This window comes from Streptomyces sp. NPDC042201, assembly GCF_055582185.1.
Map to the genome: position 1 here is coordinate 25,214 of NZ_JBVJDS010000002.1, position 20,670 is coordinate 45,883.

Annotated in this window: 14 protein-coding genes; 6 read left to right on the forward strand and 8 right to left on the reverse strand. The window is 68.7% G+C overall.

The window, feature by feature from the left end:
* The gene (locus ACZ6MZ_RS04060; RefSeq protein WP_469350369.1) at window positions 1-522 is read left to right on the forward strand and encodes a DUF4245 domain-containing protein; all 522 of its coding nucleotides are present in this window, start codon (window positions 1-3) and stop codon (window positions 520-522) included.
* Window positions 523-709: 187 nt separating this feature from the next.
* Here the strand turns inward: ACZ6MZ_RS04060 and ACZ6MZ_RS04065 are convergent, their stop codons facing one another.
* The 4 genes from ACZ6MZ_RS04065 to ACZ6MZ_RS04080 all read right to left on the reverse strand — a co-directional run bounded on the left by ACZ6MZ_RS04065 (window position 710) and on the right by ACZ6MZ_RS04080 (window position 4,531).
* A complete protein-coding gene (locus ACZ6MZ_RS04065; RefSeq protein WP_389789421.1) occupies window positions 710-1,300 on the reverse strand; it encodes a malonic semialdehyde reductase in 591 nt (196 codons plus the stop codon).
* Window positions 1,301-1,465: 165 nt separating this feature from the next.
* Window positions 1,466-1,732, reverse strand: a complete 267-nt coding sequence (locus tag ACZ6MZ_RS04070) for an exodeoxyribonuclease VII small subunit (protein WP_469349677.1) — start codon at window positions 1,730-1,732, stop codon at window positions 1,466-1,468.
* A gap of 69 nt (window positions 1,733-1,801) precedes the next feature.
* Window positions 1,802-3,010 carry an exodeoxyribonuclease VII large subunit gene (xseA, locus tag ACZ6MZ_RS04075; RefSeq protein ID WP_384181115.1) on the reverse strand — a complete coding sequence of 403 codons (1,209 nt, stop codon included), beginning with the start codon at window positions 3,008-3,010 and terminating at the stop codon, window positions 1,802-1,804.
* 84 nt (window positions 3,011-3,094) lie between these two features.
* On the reverse strand, window positions 3,095-4,531 hold the full coding sequence (locus tag ACZ6MZ_RS04080; protein ID WP_469349678.1) for an APC family permease: 1,437 nt from the start codon (window positions 4,529-4,531) through the stop codon (window positions 3,095-3,097).
* Between the two features lie 86 nt (window positions 4,532-4,617).
* Between ACZ6MZ_RS04080 and ACZ6MZ_RS04085 the strand changes: the two genes are divergently transcribed.
* Window positions 4,618-5,646, forward strand: a complete 1,029-nt coding sequence (locus tag ACZ6MZ_RS04085) for a 4-hydroxy-3-methylbut-2-enyl diphosphate reductase (RefSeq protein WP_389789414.1) — start codon at window positions 4,618-4,620, stop codon at window positions 5,644-5,646.
* A gap of 107 nt (window positions 5,647-5,753) precedes the next feature.
* Window positions 5,754-6,491: a polyphosphate--glucose phosphotransferase gene (ppgK, locus tag ACZ6MZ_RS04090; protein WP_384181121.1), complete on the forward strand. Its 738-nt coding sequence runs from the start codon at window positions 5,754-5,756 to the stop codon at window positions 6,489-6,491.
* Window positions 6,492-6,565: 74 nt separating this feature from the next.
* On the opposite strand, the gene ACZ6MZ_RS04095 is transcribed toward ppgK, so the two are convergent.
* Window positions 6,566-7,195 (reverse strand): DUF6542 domain-containing protein, encoded by a 630-nt coding sequence (locus tag ACZ6MZ_RS04095; RefSeq protein WP_389789412.1) that lies wholly within the window; start codon window positions 7,193-7,195, stop codon window positions 6,566-6,568.
* Window positions 7,196-7,401: 206 nt separating this feature from the next.
* Between ACZ6MZ_RS04095 and ychF the strand changes: the two genes are divergently transcribed.
* Window positions 7,402-8,490, forward strand: coding sequence for a redox-regulated ATPase YchF (gene ychF, locus ACZ6MZ_RS04100; protein WP_384181124.1), 1,089 nt, complete (start codon window positions 7,402-7,404; stop codon window positions 8,488-8,490).
* Between the two features lie 465 nt (window positions 8,491-8,955).
* Complete coding sequence (pglW, locus tag ACZ6MZ_RS04105) at window positions 8,956-13,365, forward strand: BREX system serine/threonine kinase PglW (protein WP_469349680.1); 4,410 nt, start codon at window positions 8,956-8,958, stop codon at window positions 13,363-13,365.
* 28 nt (window positions 13,366-13,393) lie between these two features.
* Here the strand turns inward: pglW and ACZ6MZ_RS04110 are convergent, their stop codons facing one another.
* The 3 genes from ACZ6MZ_RS04110 to ACZ6MZ_RS04120 are packed head-to-tail and all read right to left on the reverse strand — an operon-like array spanning window position 13,394 to window position 16,717.
* Window positions 13,394-14,854 carry a hypothetical protein gene (locus ACZ6MZ_RS04110; RefSeq protein WP_469349682.1) on the reverse strand — a complete coding sequence of 487 codons (1,461 nt, stop codon included), beginning with the start codon at window positions 14,852-14,854 and terminating at the stop codon, window positions 13,394-13,396.
* Complete coding sequence (locus tag ACZ6MZ_RS04115; protein ID WP_469349684.1) at window positions 14,851-16,224, reverse strand: KGGVGR-motif variant AAA ATPase; 1,374 nt, start codon at window positions 16,222-16,224, stop codon at window positions 14,851-14,853. Before ACZ6MZ_RS04115 ends, ACZ6MZ_RS04110 begins: the two co-directional genes overlap by 4 nt.
* A gap of 22 nt (window positions 16,225-16,246) precedes the next feature.
* A complete protein-coding gene (locus tag ACZ6MZ_RS04120; protein WP_469349686.1) occupies window positions 16,247-16,717 on the reverse strand; it encodes a hypothetical protein in 471 nt (156 codons plus the stop codon).
* A gap of 150 nt (window positions 16,718-16,867) precedes the next feature.
* Between ACZ6MZ_RS04120 and pglX the strand changes: the two genes are divergently transcribed.
* Window positions 16,868-20,653 carry a BREX-2 system adenine-specific DNA-methyltransferase PglX gene (pglX, locus tag ACZ6MZ_RS04125; protein ID WP_469349688.1) on the forward strand — a complete coding sequence of 1,262 codons (3,786 nt, stop codon included), beginning with the start codon at window positions 16,868-16,870 and terminating at the stop codon, window positions 20,651-20,653.
* Window positions 20,654-20,670 lie beyond the last annotated feature (17 nt).

Consider the following 20,670-nt stretch of genomic DNA (forward strand, 5'->3'; position numbering starts at 1 on the left):
ATGCGAGGCAGACAGACGGTGCGGGACATGTTCCTGTCGATGGCGGTCATCGGGGCCGTCGTCGCCGGGATCTACGTGTTCATTCCGCATGACGAGAACGCCGACCCGGTGAAGGCGGTCGACTACCGGGTCGAGCTGGTGACCGCGCGGCGCGCGGCGCCGTATCCGGTCGTGGCGCCTACGGGGCTGACGGGGAAGTGGAAGCCGACGTCGGTCTCGTACCAGGGGCAGCAGGATGACGCGTGGCACCTCGGCTATCTCGATCCGGACGGCCAGTACGTCGCGGTCGAGCAGTCCACGGCGCCCGCGAAGAAGTACGTGGCGGAGGTCACCCTGCAGGCCGCCGACACGGGCAGGACGCAGCAGGTGGCGGGCGAGGCCTGGCAGCGCTGGGAGGGGCCGAAGTACGACGCGCTGGTCCGCACGGACGACGGGGGCGCGACGACCGTGGTCACGGGTACCGCGTCCTACGAGCGGCTCGCGGAGATGGCGGCCGCGCTGGAGTCCGAGAAGAAGTACTGATGCGCGCGGTCCGGTGAGCGTGCACGCGACGAGGCCGCCGCCCCGGGGAAAAGGGGGCGGCGGCCTCGTCGTACGCGGGCTCGTGGGCCGGGCTCCATGGCTCGGGGCGCAGGGCGCAGGGCGCAGGGCTCGGGGCGCCACGGCTCGGGGCGCCACGGCTCGGGCCGCGCGGCTCGGGCCGCGCGGCTCAGACGGTGGTGACGGCCTCGTCGAAGGAGAGGCGCGGGGAGCGGGGGAACCACGCGTCGTCGCCGGGCTTGCCGATGTTGACGATCATCAGCGGGGTGTGGTCGTCGTCCAGGAACTCCTTCTGGACGCCGGCGAAGTCGAAGCCGGTCATGGGGCCCGCGGCGAGGCCGGCGGCCCGGACGCCGAGGATGAAGTAGCCGGCCTGGAGGGCGGCGTTCACCGAGGCGGACCGCTCGCGGACCGGGCGCTCGCCGAAGAAGGCGTCCTTGGCCTGCGGGAAGTGCGGGAAGAGCTGGGGGAGCTCCTCGTGGAACTCGTTGTCGGCGGCCAGGATCGCGACGAGCGGCGCAGTGGCGGTCTTGGGCTGGTTGCCCTCGGCCATGAGCGGGACGAGGCGCTCGCGGGCCTCGGCCGACCGGACCAGGACGACTCGCAGCGGCGACTGGTTGAAGGCGGTGGGGCCGTACTTGACCAGGTCGTAGATGGCCTGCACCTGCTCCTCGGTCACCGCCTCGTCGGTGAACGTGTTGGCGGTACGGGCTTCCCGGAAGAGGAGGTCCTGGGCGGCGGGGTCAAGAACGAGGGACATGGGGGTACCTTCCGAACGCGCATGTGAGGAGCAATCGCGTTCACGGTACAAGTGGATAGGTTAACGTTCAACAAAAACCGGATTCGGGTGATCCGATTCACAGCCGCCCCGACGTCTTGTCTCGCCTCGCCCCCGCCCCGTCTTGCCCCGCCCCGCCCCGTCTCGCTACGCGTTCGGGTCCGTGGGGGAGTCCGGGGATCCGGCCGGGTCCGGATCCGCCAGGGACGCGTCCAGTCGCGCCCGGGCGCCCTCCAGCCAGCGGCGGCACACCTTCGCCAGCTCCTCGCCCCGCTCCCAGAGCGCGAGCGAGTCCTCCAGTGATGTGCCGCCCGCCTCCAGCCGGCGTACGACCTCGATCAACTCGTCCCGGGCCTGCTCGTAGCCGAGCGTGTCCGGGGTCGCCGCCGCTGTCCCGCTGTCCGTCCTGGCCATGTGATCCACCTTATGTACGCGCCTGAGTACGCGGTCCGACAACGATTGCGCGGTGGTGCGGGAGGCGGCTCACTCCGCGACCCGCACCGTGAACTCACCCTCCGCCACCCGGGCCCGCAGCTCCTCTGCCGCCGTGACGTCCGCCGGGGACCGTACGACCGCGCCGTCCGGCCGCTGCAGCACCGCGTAGCCACGCTCCAGCGTCGCCGCGGGCGACAGCGCGACCACTCGCGCCCGGGTGTGCGACAGCTCCGAGTCCGCGCGGTCCAGCAGATGCCGCAGCACCCGCCGGCTCCGGTCGGCCAGCGCGTCCACCTCGGCCTCGCGCTCGTCCACCATCCGGTGCGGCCGCTCCATCGCGGGCCGGGCCAGCGCGTGGGCGAGACCGCGCTCCTCCCGGTCGAGCAGCCCCCGTACGGTCCGCAGCGCCCGGTCCCGCAGCCCCTGGACGCGGTCCAGCTCCTCGCCGACGTCCGGCACGGTCTTCTTCGCCGCGTCCGTCGGCGTCGACGCCCGGACGTCCGCCACGAGATCCAGCAACGGCGCGTCCGGTTCGTGCCCGATCGCGGAGACGACCGGCGTACGGCACGCGGCCACCGCCCGTACCAACTGCTCGTCGGAGAACGGCAGCAGATCCTCCACGCTGCCGCCGCCGCGCGCCACGATGATCACGTCCACCTCGGGCAGCCCGTCCAGCTCCTTCACCGCCTGGACGACCTGGGCCACCGCGCTGACCCCCTGCACCGCCGTGTTGCGGACCTCGAAGCGCACCGCGGGCCACCGCCGGCGCGCGTTCTCCAGCACATCGCGCTCGGCCGCCGACGCCCGCCCGCACACCAGCCCGATCAGCTGCGGCAGAAAGGGCAGCGGCTTCTTGCGGTCGGCGGCGAACAGCCCCTCCGCGCCCAGGGACTTCTTCAACTGCTCCAGCCGTACGAGCAGTTCACCGATGCCGACGGGCTTTATCTCGGTGGCCCGCAGCGACAGCTGCCCACGCGGCGCGTACCACTCCGGCTTGGCCCGCACCACGACCCGCGCGCCCTCGGAGACCACATCGGCGATGGCGTCGAAGACCTGCCGGTAGCAGGTCACGCTCACCGAGATGTCGTACGAGGGGTCGCGCAGCGTCAGAAAGACGACCCCCGCACCCGGTCTGCGCGAGAGCTGCGTGATCTGACCCTCGACCCAGAGGGAACCGAGCCGGTCGATCCACCCGCCGATGAGCCGCGACACCTCACCGACGGGCAGCGGGGCGTCCGGGGATGTATGGAGAGCCATACCCAGGAGCGTATCCGCCGCCTGTGACATCACTCCGAAAACGCCTCGACGACGCCCGGGGCAGTGAAGCCCGGGGCGGCGGCGCTATGGAGCGGGCTCGGGCCGCCCGTCCGGTGTCCGGCGCCCGCCACGGCCCCGCTGGACCAGCAGCACCACCAGTCCCACGGCCAGCCAGCCCGCGCCCACCAGCTGCGCCGTGCCGGCGGCCTCCACGATCACCGCGATCAGGATCGCCGCGCCGGTCACCGGCAGCACCACCTGCGTGAACCAGCGCGGCGGCCCCGCTCCGCGCCGCACCGCGAACCAGCCCACCACCGACGCGTGCAGCAGGACGAACGCCGTCAGCGCCCCGATGTCCACCACCGAGACCAGCCGGTCCAGGCCGTCGGGGCGCCGCGCCGCCCACACCGCCGCCACCAGCGTCACCACCGCGGCCAGCAGCAGGGCCACCCGCGGCACGCCCGCGTCCGTACGCGACAGCGCGTACGGCAGCCGGCGCTCGCGGCCCATCGCGAAGAGCAGCCGTCCCGCCGCCGCCTGCCCGGCCAGCGCCGCGAACGCCGCGCCGATCGCCTTGCTGACCGCCACCAGGTCATGCAGCCAGGTCCCGACCGAGGTGTCCACCGCGTCGTAGAAGGCCGTGCCCTGCTCGGCCGGGTTCGCGGCCAGCTCCGCCGAGGTCATCGGCTCCAGCAGCGCGACCAGATAGGTCTGCGCGATGAACAGCACGCCCGCCAGCGCCAGACAGAACAGCACGGCCCGCGCCACCTGCCGGGAACCGCCCGTCACTTCCTCGGCGAACGAGGCGACGGCGTCGAAGCCCAGATACGACAGCACCGCGACCGACACCGCGCCGAGCACCGCCGCCAGGGAGAAGCCCGTGTCGCTCGTGAACGGCGTGGACCAGCCGCGCTCGGCGCCGTTCCGCGCGAGCACCACGACGGCCGACACCACGAACACGAGCAGCACCACGATCTCCATCGCGAGCACCGCGAAGCCGACCCGGGCCGCCGCCCGCACGCCCCGCAGGTTGAGCAGTGTGGTGATCACTACGGCGATAGCGGTCCACACCCACCGGTCGACGGAGGGCACCAGCGCCTCCATCGCGATTCCGGCGAAGAGATAGGCCACGGCCGGGATCAGCAGATAGTCGAGCATCGCCATCCACCCGGCGATGAACCCGGGCCCCTCGCCGAGTCCCTTGCGCGCGTACGCGAAGACGGAGCCGGCCTGCGGGGCGACCCGGACCATCTGCGCGTAACTGAAGGCGGTGAACGCCATTGCGACGGTCGCCACCACATAGACCAGCGCCACCGACCCGTGCGACCGGGCGTCGAGCGTGCCGAAGACACCGACAGGCGCCATGGGGGCGATGAAGAGCAGCCCGTAGACGACAAGGTCGCGGAAGCCCAGCGTCCGCCGCAGACCGCCCCCGTCCGCCGCCCGGCCGTCCGTCTTCCGGCTGTCCGTCCCCCGGCCGTCCGCTGACTCTCCGTCCGCACCGGTGCCGGTGTCGGCCATCGAAGCCCTCCGTCGATCGCGTACGCCCCAGTGTCGACAGGACGCCTGAACTTTCGCCTCTTCTGGACGGCCTTACGATGGGACGCATGACTGCTACGTCCCGCCCGTCGCCCGCCGCCACCATCAGTGGAGACGCCGCGCGCCGCGCCGGCAAACGCGTCCTGCTCGCCGCTCCCCGTGGTTATTGCGCGGGGGTGGACCGCGCCGTGATCGCCGTCGAGAAGGCTCTGGAGCAATACGGCGCCCCGATCTACGTCCGCCATGAGATCGTCCACAACAAGTACGTCGTGCGGACCCTGGAGAAGAAGGGTGCGATCTTCGTCGAGGAGACGGCGGAGGTTCCCGAGGGATCCATCGTCATGTTCTCCGCGCACGGCGTCGCGCCGGTCGTCCACGAGGAGGCGGCCGGGCGCAGGCTCGCCACCATCGACGCGACCTGCCCCCTGGTCACCAAGGTCCACAAGGAAGCCGTCCGCTTCGCCGGCGAGGACTACGACATCCTGCTGATCGGCCACGACGGCCATGAAGAGGTCATCGGTACGTCCGGCGAGGCGCCGGACCACATCACCCTGGTCGACGGCCCGGACGATGTCGCGAGCGTCGAGGTCCGCGACGAGTCGAAGGTCGTCTGGCTCTCGCAGACCACGCTCTCCGTGGACGAGACCATGGAGACGGTCGACAAGCTCAAGGAGAAGTTCCCGCAGCTGATCTCGCCGCCGAGCGACGACATCTGCTACGCCACGCAGAACCGTCAGATCGCGGTCAAGCAGATGGGCGCCGACGCGGACCTGGTGATCGTCGTCGGCTCCAAGAACTCCTCCAATTCGGTCCGGCTGGTCGAGGTCGCCCTCGGCGCGGGCGCGCGCGACTCCCATCTGGTGGACAGCGCCGACGAGATCGAGGAAGTCTGGCTGGAGGGCGTCGCCACGGTCGGCGTCACGTCCGGCGCCTCCGTCCCGGAGATTCTGGTCGAAGGCGTCCTCGAGTGGCTCGCGCAGCGCGGCTTCGAGGACGTCGAGATCGTCAAGGCGGCCGAGGAGTCGATCACGTTCTCGTTGCCCAAGGAGCTGCGCCGCGATCTGCGCGCCGAGGCGGCAGCACTCGCCGGGAAGTGAGGAACTGACGGGGAATTGGTGCGGACGCGTCATGGAAGTGGGCGTCCGCACCACGGAAGTCCGCGTCCCGGAAGTCGCTGTCGGCGTCTGGCCGTAACGTTGTGTCCATGAACGTTTTCGGAGTGGACATCGGCGGTTCGGGAATCAAGGGTGCGCCCGTGGACCTGGAGCGTGGCGACCTCGTGGAACCGCGGCACAAAGTACTCACCCCGCACCCGGCGACACCCGAGAGCGTCGCCGACGGCGTGGTCGAGGTCGTGCGGCACTTCGGCTGGTCGGGCCCGGTCGGCATCACCTTCCCCGGCGTGGTCACGGGTTCCGTGATCCGTACGGCCGCCAATGTCGACAAGGCGTGGATCGATGTGGACGCGGGGCAGGTGCTCGGCGACCGGCTGGGCCTGCGGGCCACGGTCCTCAATGACGCCGACGCGGCGGGCGTGGCGGAGATGGCCTTCGGCGCGGGACGCGGCCGCAAGGGCGCGGTGTTCCTGCTGACCTTCGGTACGGGCATCGGCAGCGCGCTCTTCATAGACGGCAAGCTCGTTCCCAACACCGAGCTGGGCCATCTGGAGCTGAACGGCCATGACGCGGAGAAGCGTGCCTCCACGAAGGCCAAGGAGGACGAGGACCTGAGCTGGCAGCACTGGGCGCACCGCGTCCAGAAGTATCTGGCGCATGTGGAGATGCTCTTCTCGCCCGAGCTGTTCATCATCGGCGGTGGTGTGAGCCGCAAGGCCGACAAGTTCATCCCGCTGATCGAGGGGATCAGGGCCGAGATCCTCCCGGCCGAACTGCAGAACAACGCGGGCATCGTGGGCGCCGCGATGGCGGCGGCGGGACGGTGAGGTAGCGGGCGACGGTGACGTAGCGGGCCCGGGGCGGCCCGCGGAGAACGGCCGGGACAGGACCCGCACCCGCGTCAGCCGCGCCGCACGGCCCGGGACGCGGTGGCCCCGGTCCTGGCCGTGCCGGCTCCGGTTTTGGCCGCACCGGCTCCGGTCCTGGTGGTGGCCGCGTCCCGGGCGACCTGCCGCCGCCCCATCTGCCGGATCTTCCGTACGGACGCGATGAGCCCGGCGACGAGTGTGCCGCCGTACAGCCAGCCGGCGTGCACAGCCAGCGTGGTGACGACGGCCATCGTGTGCCCGCCGAAGCCCCCGGTCCCGCCGGAGATCGGAAGCGTGCCGACCGCGAAGGCGATCGGCACGCTGATCGGGGCGCTCACCAGGTCGGCGGTACGCACCCAGAGCGCGGTCAGCGCGCTGACCGGCAGGAACAGCAGCCCGTAGACCAGCGGCGCACCGTCGAAGAGCAGCTGGTCCAGGAAGCCGAAGGCCAGCATCGTCGCGACGGCGAACAGGCCCGCACCGAGTCCGGTGAGCCGGGGATTGGGCAGTCTGCGCAGACGGAGCAGGACGGGCGGCACCCGTCGCCGGGGCGCCGCCGGCTCCGGGTGGACACCGGCGGGTCCGGCGACGGCGCCCTGCGGTGCGAGGGGGGTCCGCGGCCGCTGTCCGCGCCGGGGCTGACGTGTCCTGTGCTGCTCCACCCGGACAACGTAGGTGGCGGAGGGGGATGAATCAGGGGTTGGACACGCCCTTTGGGTGACCTTGCCGTTGAGTTCGAGGCGTCCGGCCAGGTCGCGGGGCGCCCGGCACCCGTCGTCGGCCGCCGCGCCCCGCCCGTAAACTGGGGGATCGGCCCGCCCGGGCCACACAGGCCATCAGCCAGTCCTCACTTCAGGAAGTCGCCAACGTGTCGCTCACGATCGGAATCGTCGGCCTGCCGAATGTCGGCAAGTCGACCCTGTTCAACGCCCTGACCAAGAACGACGTGCTGGCGGCCAACTACCCGTTCGCCACCATCGAGCCCAACGTCGGCGTGGTCGGCGTGCCGGACCCGCGGCTGAACAAGCTCGCCGAGGTCTTCGGCTCCCAGCGGATCCTCCCGGCCACGGTCGACTTCGTCGACATCGCCGGCATCGTGCGCGGCGCCTCGGAGGGTGAGGGCCTGGGCAACAAGTTCCTGGCGAACATCCGTGAGTCCGACGCGATCTGCCAGGTCATCCGGGCCTTCAAGGACGAGAACGTCGTCCATGTCGACGGCAAGGTCTCGCCCAAGGACGACATCGAGACGATCAACACCGAGCTGATCCTCGCCGACCTCCAGACGATCGAGAAGGTCCTCCCGCGCCTCCAGCGGGAGTCGCGCATCAAGAAGGACGTGCTCCCCAAGGTCAAGGCCATCGAAGAGGCCCAGGCCATCCTGGAGACGGGCGAGACCCTCTTCTCGGCGGGCATCGTCCAGGGCACCGAGAAGTCCGAGCCGCTGCACGATCTGCATCTGCTCACCACCAAGCCCTTCCTCTACGTCTTCAACGTCGACGAGGACGAGCTGACGGACGACACCTTCAAGGACGAGCAGCGCGCCCTGGTCGCCCCCGGCGAGGCGATCTTCCTCAACGCCAAGCTGGAGTCGGACCTCGCCGAGCTGGACGACGAAGAGGCGCTGGAGCTTCTCCAGTCGGTCGGCCAGGAGGAACCGGGCCTGGCCACCCTCGCCCACGTCGGTTTCCGCACCCTGGGCCTCCAGACCTACCTGACGGCCGGCCCCAAGGAGTCCCGCGCCTGGACGATCAAGAAGGGCGCCACGGCCCCCGAGGCGGCCGGTGTGATCCACACCGACTTCCAGAAGGGCTTCATCAAGGCCGAGGTCATCTCCTTCGCCGACCTGGTCGAAACGGGCTCGGTGGCCGAAGCCCGCTCCGCGGGCAAGGCCCGTATGGAGGGCAAGGAGTACGTCATGCAGGACGGCGACGTAGTCGAATTCCGCTTCAACGTGTAGGCGCAATTCCACCACGTCGGCTTTGGTAAGTGTGCAGGTCGGAAGGGGTTCGGCTCTTCGTAGTCGGGCCCCTCGCTCTTTCCCGTGCTGGGATAGTGCTGGGAAACCTGACGTACTGTCACCTAGCGTTCGAGCTGCTTCAGACGCGGTTACCTGTGGCGCGGATCGACTGCGCGTACGGGTTCACGGCGGCTGTCGGCGCTTCACCGGGTCTTCTCTGCGTCGTTCTGGGACAAGCCGCGAGGTTGTTGTCCACGGCTGCTGATGTCTGGGGCCCCTCGGTTCGAGGCTTCTGATCAAGGCCGTTCCCGTTTCGGGACAGAGAACGCGACTCCCCTCCTGTAACGGGCGCGGTAGGCTCGACCAGGCAGGATGCGGGCCCTGCCGGCGAAGGAGACGCGGGAGGACGGGACAGTGACCGCAGTGGGAGGGGCCCCGGTGTCCGGGGTGCCGAAGCCTGGGCCGGTGAGGCCGCCCCGGCAGTGGTCGCAGGAGCGGATCTCCCCGTACCCGTGGGAGCAGGATGCCCTGGATCACGTACGGCAGCTCATGCCGCACGCCGAGCCCTACCGGGCTTGGGCCGCCTTCTCTTTCACCGCGCAGTCCGGGCGCGTCAACGAATGCGATCTGCTGATCGCCGTTCCGGCGGGGCTCTTCCTCATCGAGGTCAAGAGTCACCCGGGTCAGCTCCACAACACCGGTTCCACATGGAACTTCCGTGGCCAGGACCGTACGCGAACCATCACCAACCCCTTGCACTTCAACGACATGAAGTCCAAGGAACTGAAGAGTCAGCTCCAGTGGGCAGCACGCAAGTTGGGCATCAGTGATCGCGTCGTGCCGCGCATCGAGCCTGCCGTGTTCCTTTCCGCCCCGGACCTGGAAAGCCGCCTGGACGAGGTCCAGCAGATCAAGGTCTACGGTCGTGACGACGGTGCGAGCGGTCTGAAGCGGATCTGGCAGGACTTCCTCGGACTGCCGCCGGACCGTCCGGAGCGCCGCATCACCCCGGAGTTCTCCCGGCATACGCTCCCGCAGCTCCTGAAAGCCATCGGTATCCGCCAGTCCGCCACTCATCTGCGGTTCGGCGAAGCCTGGAAGATGGAGCCCCATCCGCTGGACGCCGGCCCGTCCTGGGAGGACCGCCTCGCGTCCCGTGACGACGGGATGGTCCAGGAGGAGGGCCGGGTCCGTATCTACCTGGTCAGCCAGATGGCGACCGAGGCCGCCCGGAAGGCCACCGAGCGTGCCGCGCGCCGTGAGTACCAGGTGCTCCAGGGCATCAACCACCGTGGCATCGTCGACGCCGTCGAATTCCGTGAGCACCAGGGCGGCCCGGCGATCCTTTTCCGCCACCGCCACACCGATCTGCGGCTCGACCAGTATCTGGACATCTACGGCGGGAAGCTGACCCCCGAGACACGTCTTGATCTGGTCCGGCAGCTCGCTGAGGCCGTCCGCTACGCACACAACCGTTCGCTGTACCACCGGGCACTCGCGGCGCGGTCGGTGTACGTCTCCTTCAAGGAGGGCGGGGCCCATCCCGAACTGCGGATCACCGACTGGCAGACCGCGGCCCGGGACTTCGACTCCAACGCCACCTTCTTCCGCTCCATCGGCGGCTCCGCCCTCGACGCGGCACTCATCGAGGACGCGGCGCGCGTCTACCTCGCTCCGGAGACGGATCAGCCGTACGCCGACCCTGGCGATCTGGACGTCTTCGGACTCGGGGCGGTGGCCCATTTAATCCTGACCGGTCTGCCGCCGGCCACCCAGCGCAGCGCGCTGAGCGATCGCCTGCGCACGGACTCGGGTCTGCGCCTCTTCGCGGTGGCGGACGGGCTGCCCGACGCCCTGGACGACCTCGTCTTCCAGGCGACCCGGACCGATGTCAACGATCGCATCGGCTCGGTGGAGGAATTCCTCGACCTCCTCGACGAGGCTGAGCGCGCCAGCGTGCTGCCCGATTCCCCGGCCTCGACCGGTGTCGACCCGCTGGAGGCATTGCCCGGTCAGTCGCTCGACGCCGAGTGGTCGGTTCGACGGGTCCTCGGCACCGGAGCCACGGCCCGTGCGCTGCTCGTGGAGCGCACGGCCCCTGACTCCGGTGACGAGGACGGGCACATCCAGATCGACGAGCACGTCTTCAAGGTGGCGCTCGACGAGGAGCGGGCGGGCAGGCTACGGGCCGAGGAGCGTGTGCTCGGCACGGTCGGCGGCGGAGCGGTCGTCCAGTTGCGCGGGGAAGGGCTGCGGGAGATCGGTGGCCGCACGGTCCTGGAGCTGGAGTACGCCGGCGAGCAGTCTCTCGGTGAGCGGCTGAGGGGCCAGGGCCGGCTCACCTTCCATGAGCTGGAACGCTTCTCGGACGACCTGTTCCACGCCCTTGATCAGCTTGCCGGACACGGGGTGCGGCACCGTGACATCAAGCCGGACAATTTCGGTATCCAGCGGCGCAAGGACCGTACCTGGCAGCTGAAGCTCTTCGACTTCTCGCTGACCGACGCCTCCGACCGGGACGTCAAGGCCGGCACCCGCAACTATCTCGACCCGTTCCTCGGGTCGATGCGCCGCGCCCACTACGACGATCACGCGGAGCGGTACGCGGCGGCCGTCACCCTCCACGAGATGGCCAGCGGTGAGCGCCCGGTGTGGGGCGACGGGCAGAACGACCCGCTCACCAATGAATCGGTGCCCCTCCATATTGCGGCCCAACTGTTCGAACCGGCATTGAGTGAGGGCCTCGTACGCTTCTTCCACCGGGCACTGCACCGTGACACGGAACACCGTTACGACACGCTGACGCAGATGCGGGACGAGTGGAGGCAGGTGTTCCGCGCAGCGGACTTGACCGGTCCCACCACCCCGTCCGCGGTCGGCGCCGCGTCCAACGACCCGGCCAAGGACCGGGACAGAGCGGCTGCGGCGGCCGACACCACGACACTCCTGGAGGCCGCAGGCCTGTCCCCCCGGGCGGTGTCCGTCGCCAACGACCTGCACGCCTACCGGGTCGGCGATCTGCTGAACCTCCAGCCGTACGTCATCTCCCGGGCGCGCGGCGCAGGTGCGCTGGTCCGCAAGGAACTGAACCGGCGTCGCAAACAATGGGCGGCAGCACTGCTGCCGGCCTCCGACGGGAAGCCCCCCCAGGCCGCACCCGCCGCTCCCGCGGTCCAGGAGTTCGCCATGGCGGACGGTGCGGCTCCGGAGCGAATCCTGTCGATAGACGAGATGGCTGCCCTGCTCACCCCCGCGTCGGGGCGCAAGGGTTCTCATCGCGCGGGCGTCGTCCGGCTCACGCTGGGGCTTCCGCCCGAAGAAGGCGGTCTGTCCCCGTTGGGGGCCTGGCCGGTCCAGGCGCGCATCGCCGATCACCTGGGCATCAAGCAGCCACCGGTCTCCCGTCATCACCGTATCGAGATCAAGCAGTGGGCCGAGGCGGCCTGGCTCGTACCGGTACGGACCGAACTGGTCGACATCGTTACTGCCGCCGGGAGGGTCATCACCGCCTCGGAGGCAGCCGCCGAACTGCGTGCTCGCCACGGAGCGGGCAGTGACACCAGCGAACGGATCCTGGCCAGGTCACTCGCCGTGGTCAGGGCCGCCGTCGAGGCCGAGACGGCGGACACGGCGGGGGCGGGGGACGGTTCCGGAAGCGAGGGCACGCAGCAGCACGAACCCCGGCTCGCGGTGCACCGGCGCGGCGAGGCGATCCTCATCGCTGCCGAGTCGCTGCCCGGTACAGAGGACCCCAGTCCGGGGGAACTGGCCGATTACGCGGGGTTGTTGGGGGCATCGGCCCATCAGCTGGCCCGGCGGGACCCGTTGCCCGGCCGTGCCGAGGTCCTCCGTGAACTGCGAGGCGTACCGGCCCCCGACGGTTTCGCCCCGCTCGCGGACAACCGCCTGGTGGCACTGGCCGCCACCGCCGCCGCCCGGACCGCGGTCACTCCGCGCCTGGAGCTGTATCCGCAGGATCTGAGCCTGGAGCGGGCGCTGCGCATCTCTCAGGCGGGGGCCGGAGTCCGTCACGACCGGGGCATCACGGTCCCCGGCCTGGTGGCGCGGCTGCGGGCGCGGTTCCCCGACCTCGACCTTCTGGCGGGCGGCAGCGAGCCGACCCATGTCGAGCTCGAGGACGCGCTCGAAGGAGCCCGTTTCGACCTGAGGTTCGACCACGATTCCCTGACGTTTTTCCCGCGCAGGGCCGAGCCGTCCACTTCCCGCACCTCTACCGGCACCCTGACCAGCTACCTTCCTCCTCGTCCGGTCTCACGGGCGGACCGGGAAGATCCGCACGGGCTGATGCGTGCCCGGCTCACCGACAGGGCCGCGCGCGGTGGTTTCCTCGCTCTCACGGTGAAGCGCACCGTGCTCGCGGGGACGGCGGAGCGGGTGGCGTCGGCCTTCGGGCCCGAAGGCGTAGTCGCGGTCGATGTCGCGGGGATGTTCCTGCGGACGCTGCGGGAACTGGCGGACGAGAAGGGCCAGGACTGGCAGAAGTTCCTGCGTGCCGACAGTAATTCGGCCCCTGGCCGCATCAAGCCCGGCCTCGCCTCCTTCGCCCGCGTCGTCTGGCAGCGGATGGAGGACGCCCTGCTTGAGCGGGCGGCCCCGCCCCGCACGGTCCTCTTCCTCCACGACGCCGGGCTGGTCGCCCGCTACTGGGACGAGGGCGGCCACGGCTTCCTGACCCGCCTCCAGGGCGCGGCCCGCAGACCGGAGACCGTCCCGTACGGTCTGTGGCTGCTGTGCCCGGTCGAGACGCGGTCCCAGCCGCCGCGCCTCGACGGACGGACGGTCGAGGTGATCGGGGGCGACGGGGAGAAGGAGCACCTGGAGGCGGGGTTCGTGGAGTCGCTCGGGGACGAATGAGCTCCCGGGGCGCCCCGCTCGGCAGTTCTCAGGCCTTGCTGCGCTTGACGCCGCCCTTGCGGCCGATGTCGAAGGCGAGCCGGTAGATGTCGGGGAGGTCGACGGCGCCGTTGGTGCGGTAGGTGGTCACGCCGAGTTTTTCGAGTTCGGCGAGCAGCGCGACAGGGTTGTCGGGGTGCTGGGGCCCACTCCCCGCGTTCTTACGCTCCAGCACCTTGCGGAGTTCGGCCGTGAAGCCTCGTGAGCTCCATGCGTAGTGAACGGCGGATGGTTCCATCGGTACTTGGCTGCCGGCGAGGAGCTCGACCGCCAGCGCTGCCCAGCCGAGGTCGTCCTGGAGTTCCCGGACCCGGACGCCGGCCGCGTGGCTGAGGCTCTCGCGGATGGCTTCGTAGTACAGCGGCAGCGGGTGGGTGGCATCCGCGTCTGCGGTGAGCTGCGCTGCTTTCCGTAGCGTGGAGAGCAGCGTGCGTGGACTGATTCGGCCGAGACCGTCCTGAAGGTGGTTCGGGATCCAGGTGTAGGTATGTCCCTTGCGGCGGTCCGTTCCCATGAAGGGGCCGGCCAGCGTGACGAAGAGGCGTTCCTGGGCTTTCTGGTCGGCGAGCACCTCGACGGGTGCGATGTAGCGGCCCTCCTCGATGCGCCAGTCCCCTTCGGTGGAGTCCCTGAACGCCTCCGCCTGCTCGGAGGAGTGGTTGCCGAGTTGGTGGAAGAACAGCCCGTAGAGGTTCTCCCGGCTCCAGGAGAGGTCGGCGGCGTTCGCGTCCAGTTTGGAAGCGTCGGCGAAGTTCCGGGGAGCGCTGTCGTACATGTCGGGCCGCACGAAGATCTTGGCGCGCAGCGTGGTGGTGGTGAGGCGGAGTTCCAGCGCGACCTCGAACAGCCCGGACAGCAGCAGGTCGATGTGAGCGCGTTCCGAATGGAGGTGGTCCAGGGCGTCGAAGAGGAAGATCAGGGTCTTGCCCTGCTCACGGGTCTCCCGGTCCGCCTTGCGCAGTGCGGTCTCGTACGCGTCTCCGTTCCGGGCGGTCCACCGGATGCGGTCGATCCAGCTGTCGAGCGCGACGACCTGGGGCACCTTCAGCGCCATGAGGACGACTGCGGACCACAGATCCTTCGGCTGGAGGTTGTCCTCCTTGTCGAAGTCCTGGATGAGGGAGGCGATGGCCCGTCTCCCGGGGAAGACCGGTTCGTCGCCGCCTTCGAGGCCCCAGGCCGTGATGACCTCGGTGTGGCTGAGCCTGGGCATGAAGTAGGAACGGGCGGCCACCTCGCGAAGAACGGGGTCGGTCAGAGCCTTCGCCCAGTACGTCTTGCCCGTACCGCGTGCCCCGCGTACCACGGTGGCATCCGGGGCCAGCGCCTCCCGGTGGGACGAGGGCGTGAACATGGTGCGGAGGTCGGGCGTGGTGGTGTTGGCGTCCGGTGCGCCCCGGAGTGCCTCGATGATGAGGTTGCGGTTGGCCAGGGTCTTCGGGTCCGTCATGCGAGATCCTCGTACGGGTCGTGGACCAGTTCTTCCACCGCGTTGAGGAAGTCCCGATAGGCGGCACGGACGAACGGGAGCCTCGTCCAGTTGGGGCTGCGTTGCGGATCGAGCCCCACCAGGTCGTTACCGAACAGGATGGGGACGGGGGCGTACGGCTTGTCGTCGACATCGCCCTCGGCAGGGAGGTACGGCTCGGGGGTGTCGTCGTCGGGCAGGTCGTACAGGGTGGCCATGAACTCGTCGTAGGCGTGCCGGCGCAGCGTGTTCAGACGGTTTATGTCTCCGGCCGAGTGGAACATCGCCGCCACGATGTGCAGGCGGTCCCGCATGACACGTGCCTGATCGGGCTGCTTCTTCCACTGCTCGAACAGCATGCGGTAGCCCTCCCAGGTGGAGGGGTTGTCGACGGCGAAGAGCAGGGCGTGGTCACTGAGCCGGGTCAGCGTCACCGCCGCGATGTCGTGGATGCCCGCCCGGCTGTCGAGGAGTACGACGTCGGGACGGCGGCCGTTCTTCTTCTCGGTCTGTTCCTCGCATGCGGCGATCGCATCCTCCAGCCGCTGCGCGAAGGGCCGGGGCATGTCCCCGGGCTGTTCGGGAGGGAGATCGCTGTAGATGCGGTTGAGCTTGGCGAGGTAGTCGTACGGCTCCCCGTTGCGAGGGGTTCCCGAGGCCGAGGAGAGCCAGATCTCTCCGTTGCCGTCCTTCGGGGTGAGGGAGGACTTGGCGAGAAGGTCAAGGCCGTCCGCATTGCCGACGGCCGACTCGACGAGATGGTCCACGATGCCGTGCCGGGAGGCGGCTCCCGGATCCGCGAGCAGGTTCGACACACCCGGGGATTCGAGGTCGAGGTCGACCACGAGCACACACTTGCCCAGGTCGGCCAGGTGCCGGGCCAGAACGGCGGTCGCGGTGGAGCGGCCCACACCGCCCTTGAACCCGTACAAGGCGATACGGGGCCACGGGCGGGGAGAGGCCGATTCCTGGTCGTCGGTGCCAGGAGCGGACCAGTCGGCGCCGACGACAGTGCGTTCCAGTATGCCTACGCGGCCGTGCCGGTCCTCCTCGCGCTCCTGGAGGACGATCAGTTCCGGAGCGTCGAAGAACGCGCTCGCGGAGAACATGGTGCCGGCCGTCTGTACGGGATTGTTCGCGGCGAAGGGGCCGAGTTGCTCGCGGAACGTCTGGCGGAGCTGGGTGAGGTGGTCGGAGTCCGGTGCGAGCTCGTCGTCCCGGTCGTCGATCAGCAGGGTGGTGCGGCCGGACAGGTCCCGGACGAGAACGACGTCATGACCGCCCGCGGCAGCGGTGTCGGCGAGCGCACGCGCATGCTGCCACGCGTCGTCGAATCGGGCTGATTCCGTCATGGGGTCCAGTCGCTTCCTTGGGTCACTTCGCCGAGTCGTAGGCATTGATCAGACTGAGGACGGTCGCCAGGTGGCGGGGGAGCCGGCCGGGGGGGAAGCCGTCGCCGTCACGGTAGCGGTGGAAGACGTCCCATTCGTCGGACGGGGTACTGAACGGGTTCTGGGCCGGGATCTGCTGAAGGATCAGACTTCCCCGGTGGCCCGAGGCTATGAGCTGGAGGTGGTCCAACACCTTGGGCATGTGCTCGTGCCAGGTCCGCTTGTCCTGCGGAGTCTTCTGGGTGTACGGCTTGCCGTACTGGGTGTCCTGCTTAGCACCGAAGAAATCCATCAACATCGCCTTGACCACACACTCCGCCGCCAGGCCGGCAAGGTGATCGGCGGGACCGGTGAACTTCACGTCCTGCGACAGCTGTAGTGCTGCCTTGTAGTGGTCGTGTCCCGCCTTCAGGAAGGTGTGCGGGGGAGGCGTCGGTGTGGTCGGGGCCGTCACGACGATCACTTTAGTGGTGGGGAGGAGGGGGAGAGCGGTCTTTTCGCACACGGGAAGCCCAGCCTCGCCAGTGAGGCTGGCAGGATTGCAGGGCCTGGCCGTGGGATGCGCGGCGGGCGATGGCGCGGTGCGGTGAGAAGGAAGCGGAAAGTGACTGTGGAGAAGGCGGGTATGGCGGGCCCAGCGGGCCTGGACAAGGAAGCCCTGGTCAAGGACCTGAAGCGACTGGTCCTCGACCTGGAGGACGACCTGCGTGCCCGCAGCGAGACGGTCGACGAGTTCCGTGAATGCCTGGACGAGGAGTACCGGCAGGCGAAGGAGGCCAAGCGGATCGCGGCCCCCTACCCGGCCTGGCGCGACGAGCGGGTCACTCAGGCCGCCGCCGCGTGGGTGCTCGCCTGTGTCTTCGTCCGCTTCTGCGAGGACAACGGGCTGATCGAGGAGCCCTTCCTCGCCGGACCCGGCGAGCGCCTTGCCGAGGCGGAGGCCCGCCACGACCAGTTCTTCCGCGAGCGACCGCACCTCAACGACCGCGACTGGCTGATCGCCTCCTTCCACCACCTCGCCGGTACGAACACCACCGTCGCCGGCCTCTTCGACGAGAACCACAACCCGCTGTGGAGCATCACCCCGAGCTACGACGCGGCGACGAAGCTGCTCGCGTTCTGGCGGAGGTGGGGCGCGGCGGGCGAGATCCGGTACGACTTCACAGACGCGGAGTGGAGCACGCGGTTCCTGGGCGACCTGTACCAGGAGCTGAGCGAGCACGCCCGCAAGACGTATGCGCTGCTCCAAACCCCCGAATTCGTCGAGGAGTTCATCCTCGATCTGACACTGGAACCGGCGATCGAGGAGTTCGGCCTCAACGCGGTCCGGGAGGACCCTCTGGACCCGGAGGGGGAGCCACTGCGAGGGCTACGGACCATCGACCCGGCGTGCGGGTCGGGGCACTTCCTGCTCGAAATCTTCGACCGGCTCTTCAAAAAGTGGCGTATCGCCGAACCAGGCACGGACGACTGGACGTTGGTCCGGCGTTCCCTGGAGTCCGTCCACGGCTGCGACAAGAATCCGTTCGCGGCGAGCATCGCCCGCTTCCGGCTGCTTGTCGCCGCGATGAAGGTCGCGGGTGCGGAGCGGCTGGCGCAGGCGCCGTCGTTCCCGATCAACGTTGCGGTCGGCGACTCGCTGCTGCACGGGCGCGGCGCGGCGGGCATCCAGACCGAGATCGACCTGGACTCGCTCTTCGCGGACGCGGTCGTCGGGCGCGAGGACGAGGAGACGTACGCGTACGCGACGGAGGACGTCTGGGAGTACGCGAAGCGGGCGGACCTGCTGGGGCGCGGGTCGTACCACGTGGTGGTGGGGAACCCGCCTTACATCACGGTGAAGGACAAGCAGGAGAACGAGAACTACCGGGCGGCGTACAAGGAGGTGTGCGCGGGGACGTACGCACTGTCCGTGCCCTTCGCGCAGCGGCTGTTCGACCTGGCGGTCAGGGGGCCGGGCGGGCGGCTCGGCGGGGGTGGGTTCGTCGGGCAGATCACGGCGAACTCCTTCATGAAGCGGGAGTTCGGCAAGAAGCTCATCGAGATCTTCTTCCGGAACCGGGTCGAACTGTCGCATGTGATCGACACGTCGGGGGCGTACATCCCGGGGCATGGGACGCCGACGGTGGTTTTGGTGGGGCGGAACCGGATTCCGAATCCGGAGCGGACGCTTCGGGCGGTGTTGGGGGTTCGGGGGGAGCCGGGGCAGCCGGAGAAGGGGAAAGAGGCGGAGGGGCTCGTATGGCGCGAGATTTCGCAGAAGACAGGAGCCCCAGGCAGCCCGTCGGATTGGGTGAGCGTCGTGGATGCGCCCAGCGCCAGTTTCAGTGAATTTCCGTGGAGCCTTGCCGGGGGAGGGGCAGGTGAACTGCAGGCGTATGTGGAATCCGCAGCAGTGAGTCGACTTGGAGATCGATGCACCAGTATCGGGAGAACTACAGCTAGTGGCGCGGATGATGCGTACTTTCTCCCCGACCGGATGACGGCCAAGCGGTTGAGGGAAGCGGCATCGGTTCGGGAACTTGTAACGGGAGATGGCGTTCGCGATTTCTCAATCTCGCGGGTGACTCAAATTCGCAACCCCTATGTCGATTCTGCCAACACGAAGCCAGTTGCTGAGTCTAGTTCTCTCGTCTCGCGTGGGCTGTGGCCGTATCGCGCCCTGCTTGAGCGGCGAGTCATCTTCGGGAAGACCATGGCAGAGAATGATTCGCCATGGTTCATGCATCTGGAGAATTACTCAAGCAAGCTGAATGTGGCTGACGGCCTGGGGTTTGCTTTCGTTGCCACACATAATCACTTCTCGTACGACCGAAGTGGCCGTCTTTTCAATCGAACTGCGCCAGTCATCAAGCTGCCGGAGGGGGCGGATGAGGATTCGCACCTGGAGTTGCTGGGGGTGCTCAATTCGTCGACGGCTTGTTTCTGGCTGAAGCAGGTCAGCCATGACAAGGGAAGCCAGTCAGGCACTGGTGGGTTTATGCACGATGAATGGGAGAGGTTCTACGAATTCACCGGCACCAAGCTTCAAGGATTTCCGCTTCCCGGTAGGATGCCGCTCGATCTCGGGCGGTTCATGGATCTCTCGGCGCGAGAACTGGCAAACGATGAGCCAGATGCTGTCGCAGGACGAGAGATTCCGCTCCGCGTCAACCTTGATGAGGCGCGGCGGAGGAACGAGGCCGTCAAGGGGAGGCTGGTTGCTCTTCAGGAAGAGCTCGACTGGGCTGTTTACGGCCTCTATGGCCTGCTGAGCTCGACTGAAGCGGGTCGAGGCACCCTGTCAGATTCCATGGCTGTTCCTGAAGTTGCCTTGGGTGAGCGCGCCTTCGAGATCGTGCTTGCCCGGCGTGTGGCTGAAGGCGAGACAGAAACTGTCTGGTTCGACCGGCATGGCGCAACCCCGATCGTGGACATTCCTGCGCATTGGCCGGATGAGTACAAGGCTGTGGTGCAGGCGCGGATCGATATTATCTCCTCGCGTCCCAGAGACATCGGGCTCATCGAGCGGCCCGAGTGCAAGCGGCGGTGGTCCGCCGAGTCGTGGGAGAAGAAGGAGCGGGCCGCGCTGCGGACCTGGTTGCTCGATCGGTGCGAGAGCGGTGAGTTGTGGTACGAGCTGCGGGACGGGATGAAGCAGCCGCGGTCGATGACGATCAACTACCTTGCGGACCGGTTGAGTTCGGATGCGAATTTTGTGTCTGTCGCGGCGCTTTACGCCTCCGATCATCTCGGAATGCCAGATCTTCCCCTGGGGCAGGTGCTCACCGAGGTCATCGCCGATGAGCACGTGCCGTATCTCGCTGCCCTGCGTTACAAGGACGCTGGGCTGCGCACCCGTGCCCAGTGGGAAGAGGTCTGGAAGGAGCAGCGGGAAGAGGACAAGGACGGTGTGCCCAGGGACATCGACCCGCCGAGCAAGTACAAGACGGCCGACTTCCTGCGACCCTCGTACTGGGCGAACCGAGGCAAGCTCGATGTGCCCAAGGAACGGTTCATCTCCTATCCCGAGGCGAGTCCGGATGGGGACTCGACGTTGATGCTCGGCTGGGCAGGGTGGGATCACAAGGACCAGGCGCAGGTGCTGTCCCAGTTGATCGATGCGCGGACCAAGGGTGATGGCTGGAGTACCGAGCGGATCGTTCCGCTGCTCGCGGGGCTGCGGGAGGTCATGCCCTGGGTGAAGCAGTGGCACGGGAAGCCGGACGCGGAGTGGGACGACGAAGTGCCGGCCGAGGTGCTGGAAGCCGACTTCGAGGCGTTGCTGCGCAGGCATGCGGTCGGTGACGCACAGTTGGAGGCGTGGCGGCCGGTGAAGAAGCCGCGTGGCCGGAAGGCGGCCGCACCGAAGAAGAAGGCCGTCGAGCAGGTCGAGTTGAGCGAGGAGTAGAGGAGCAGGTGGCTGTG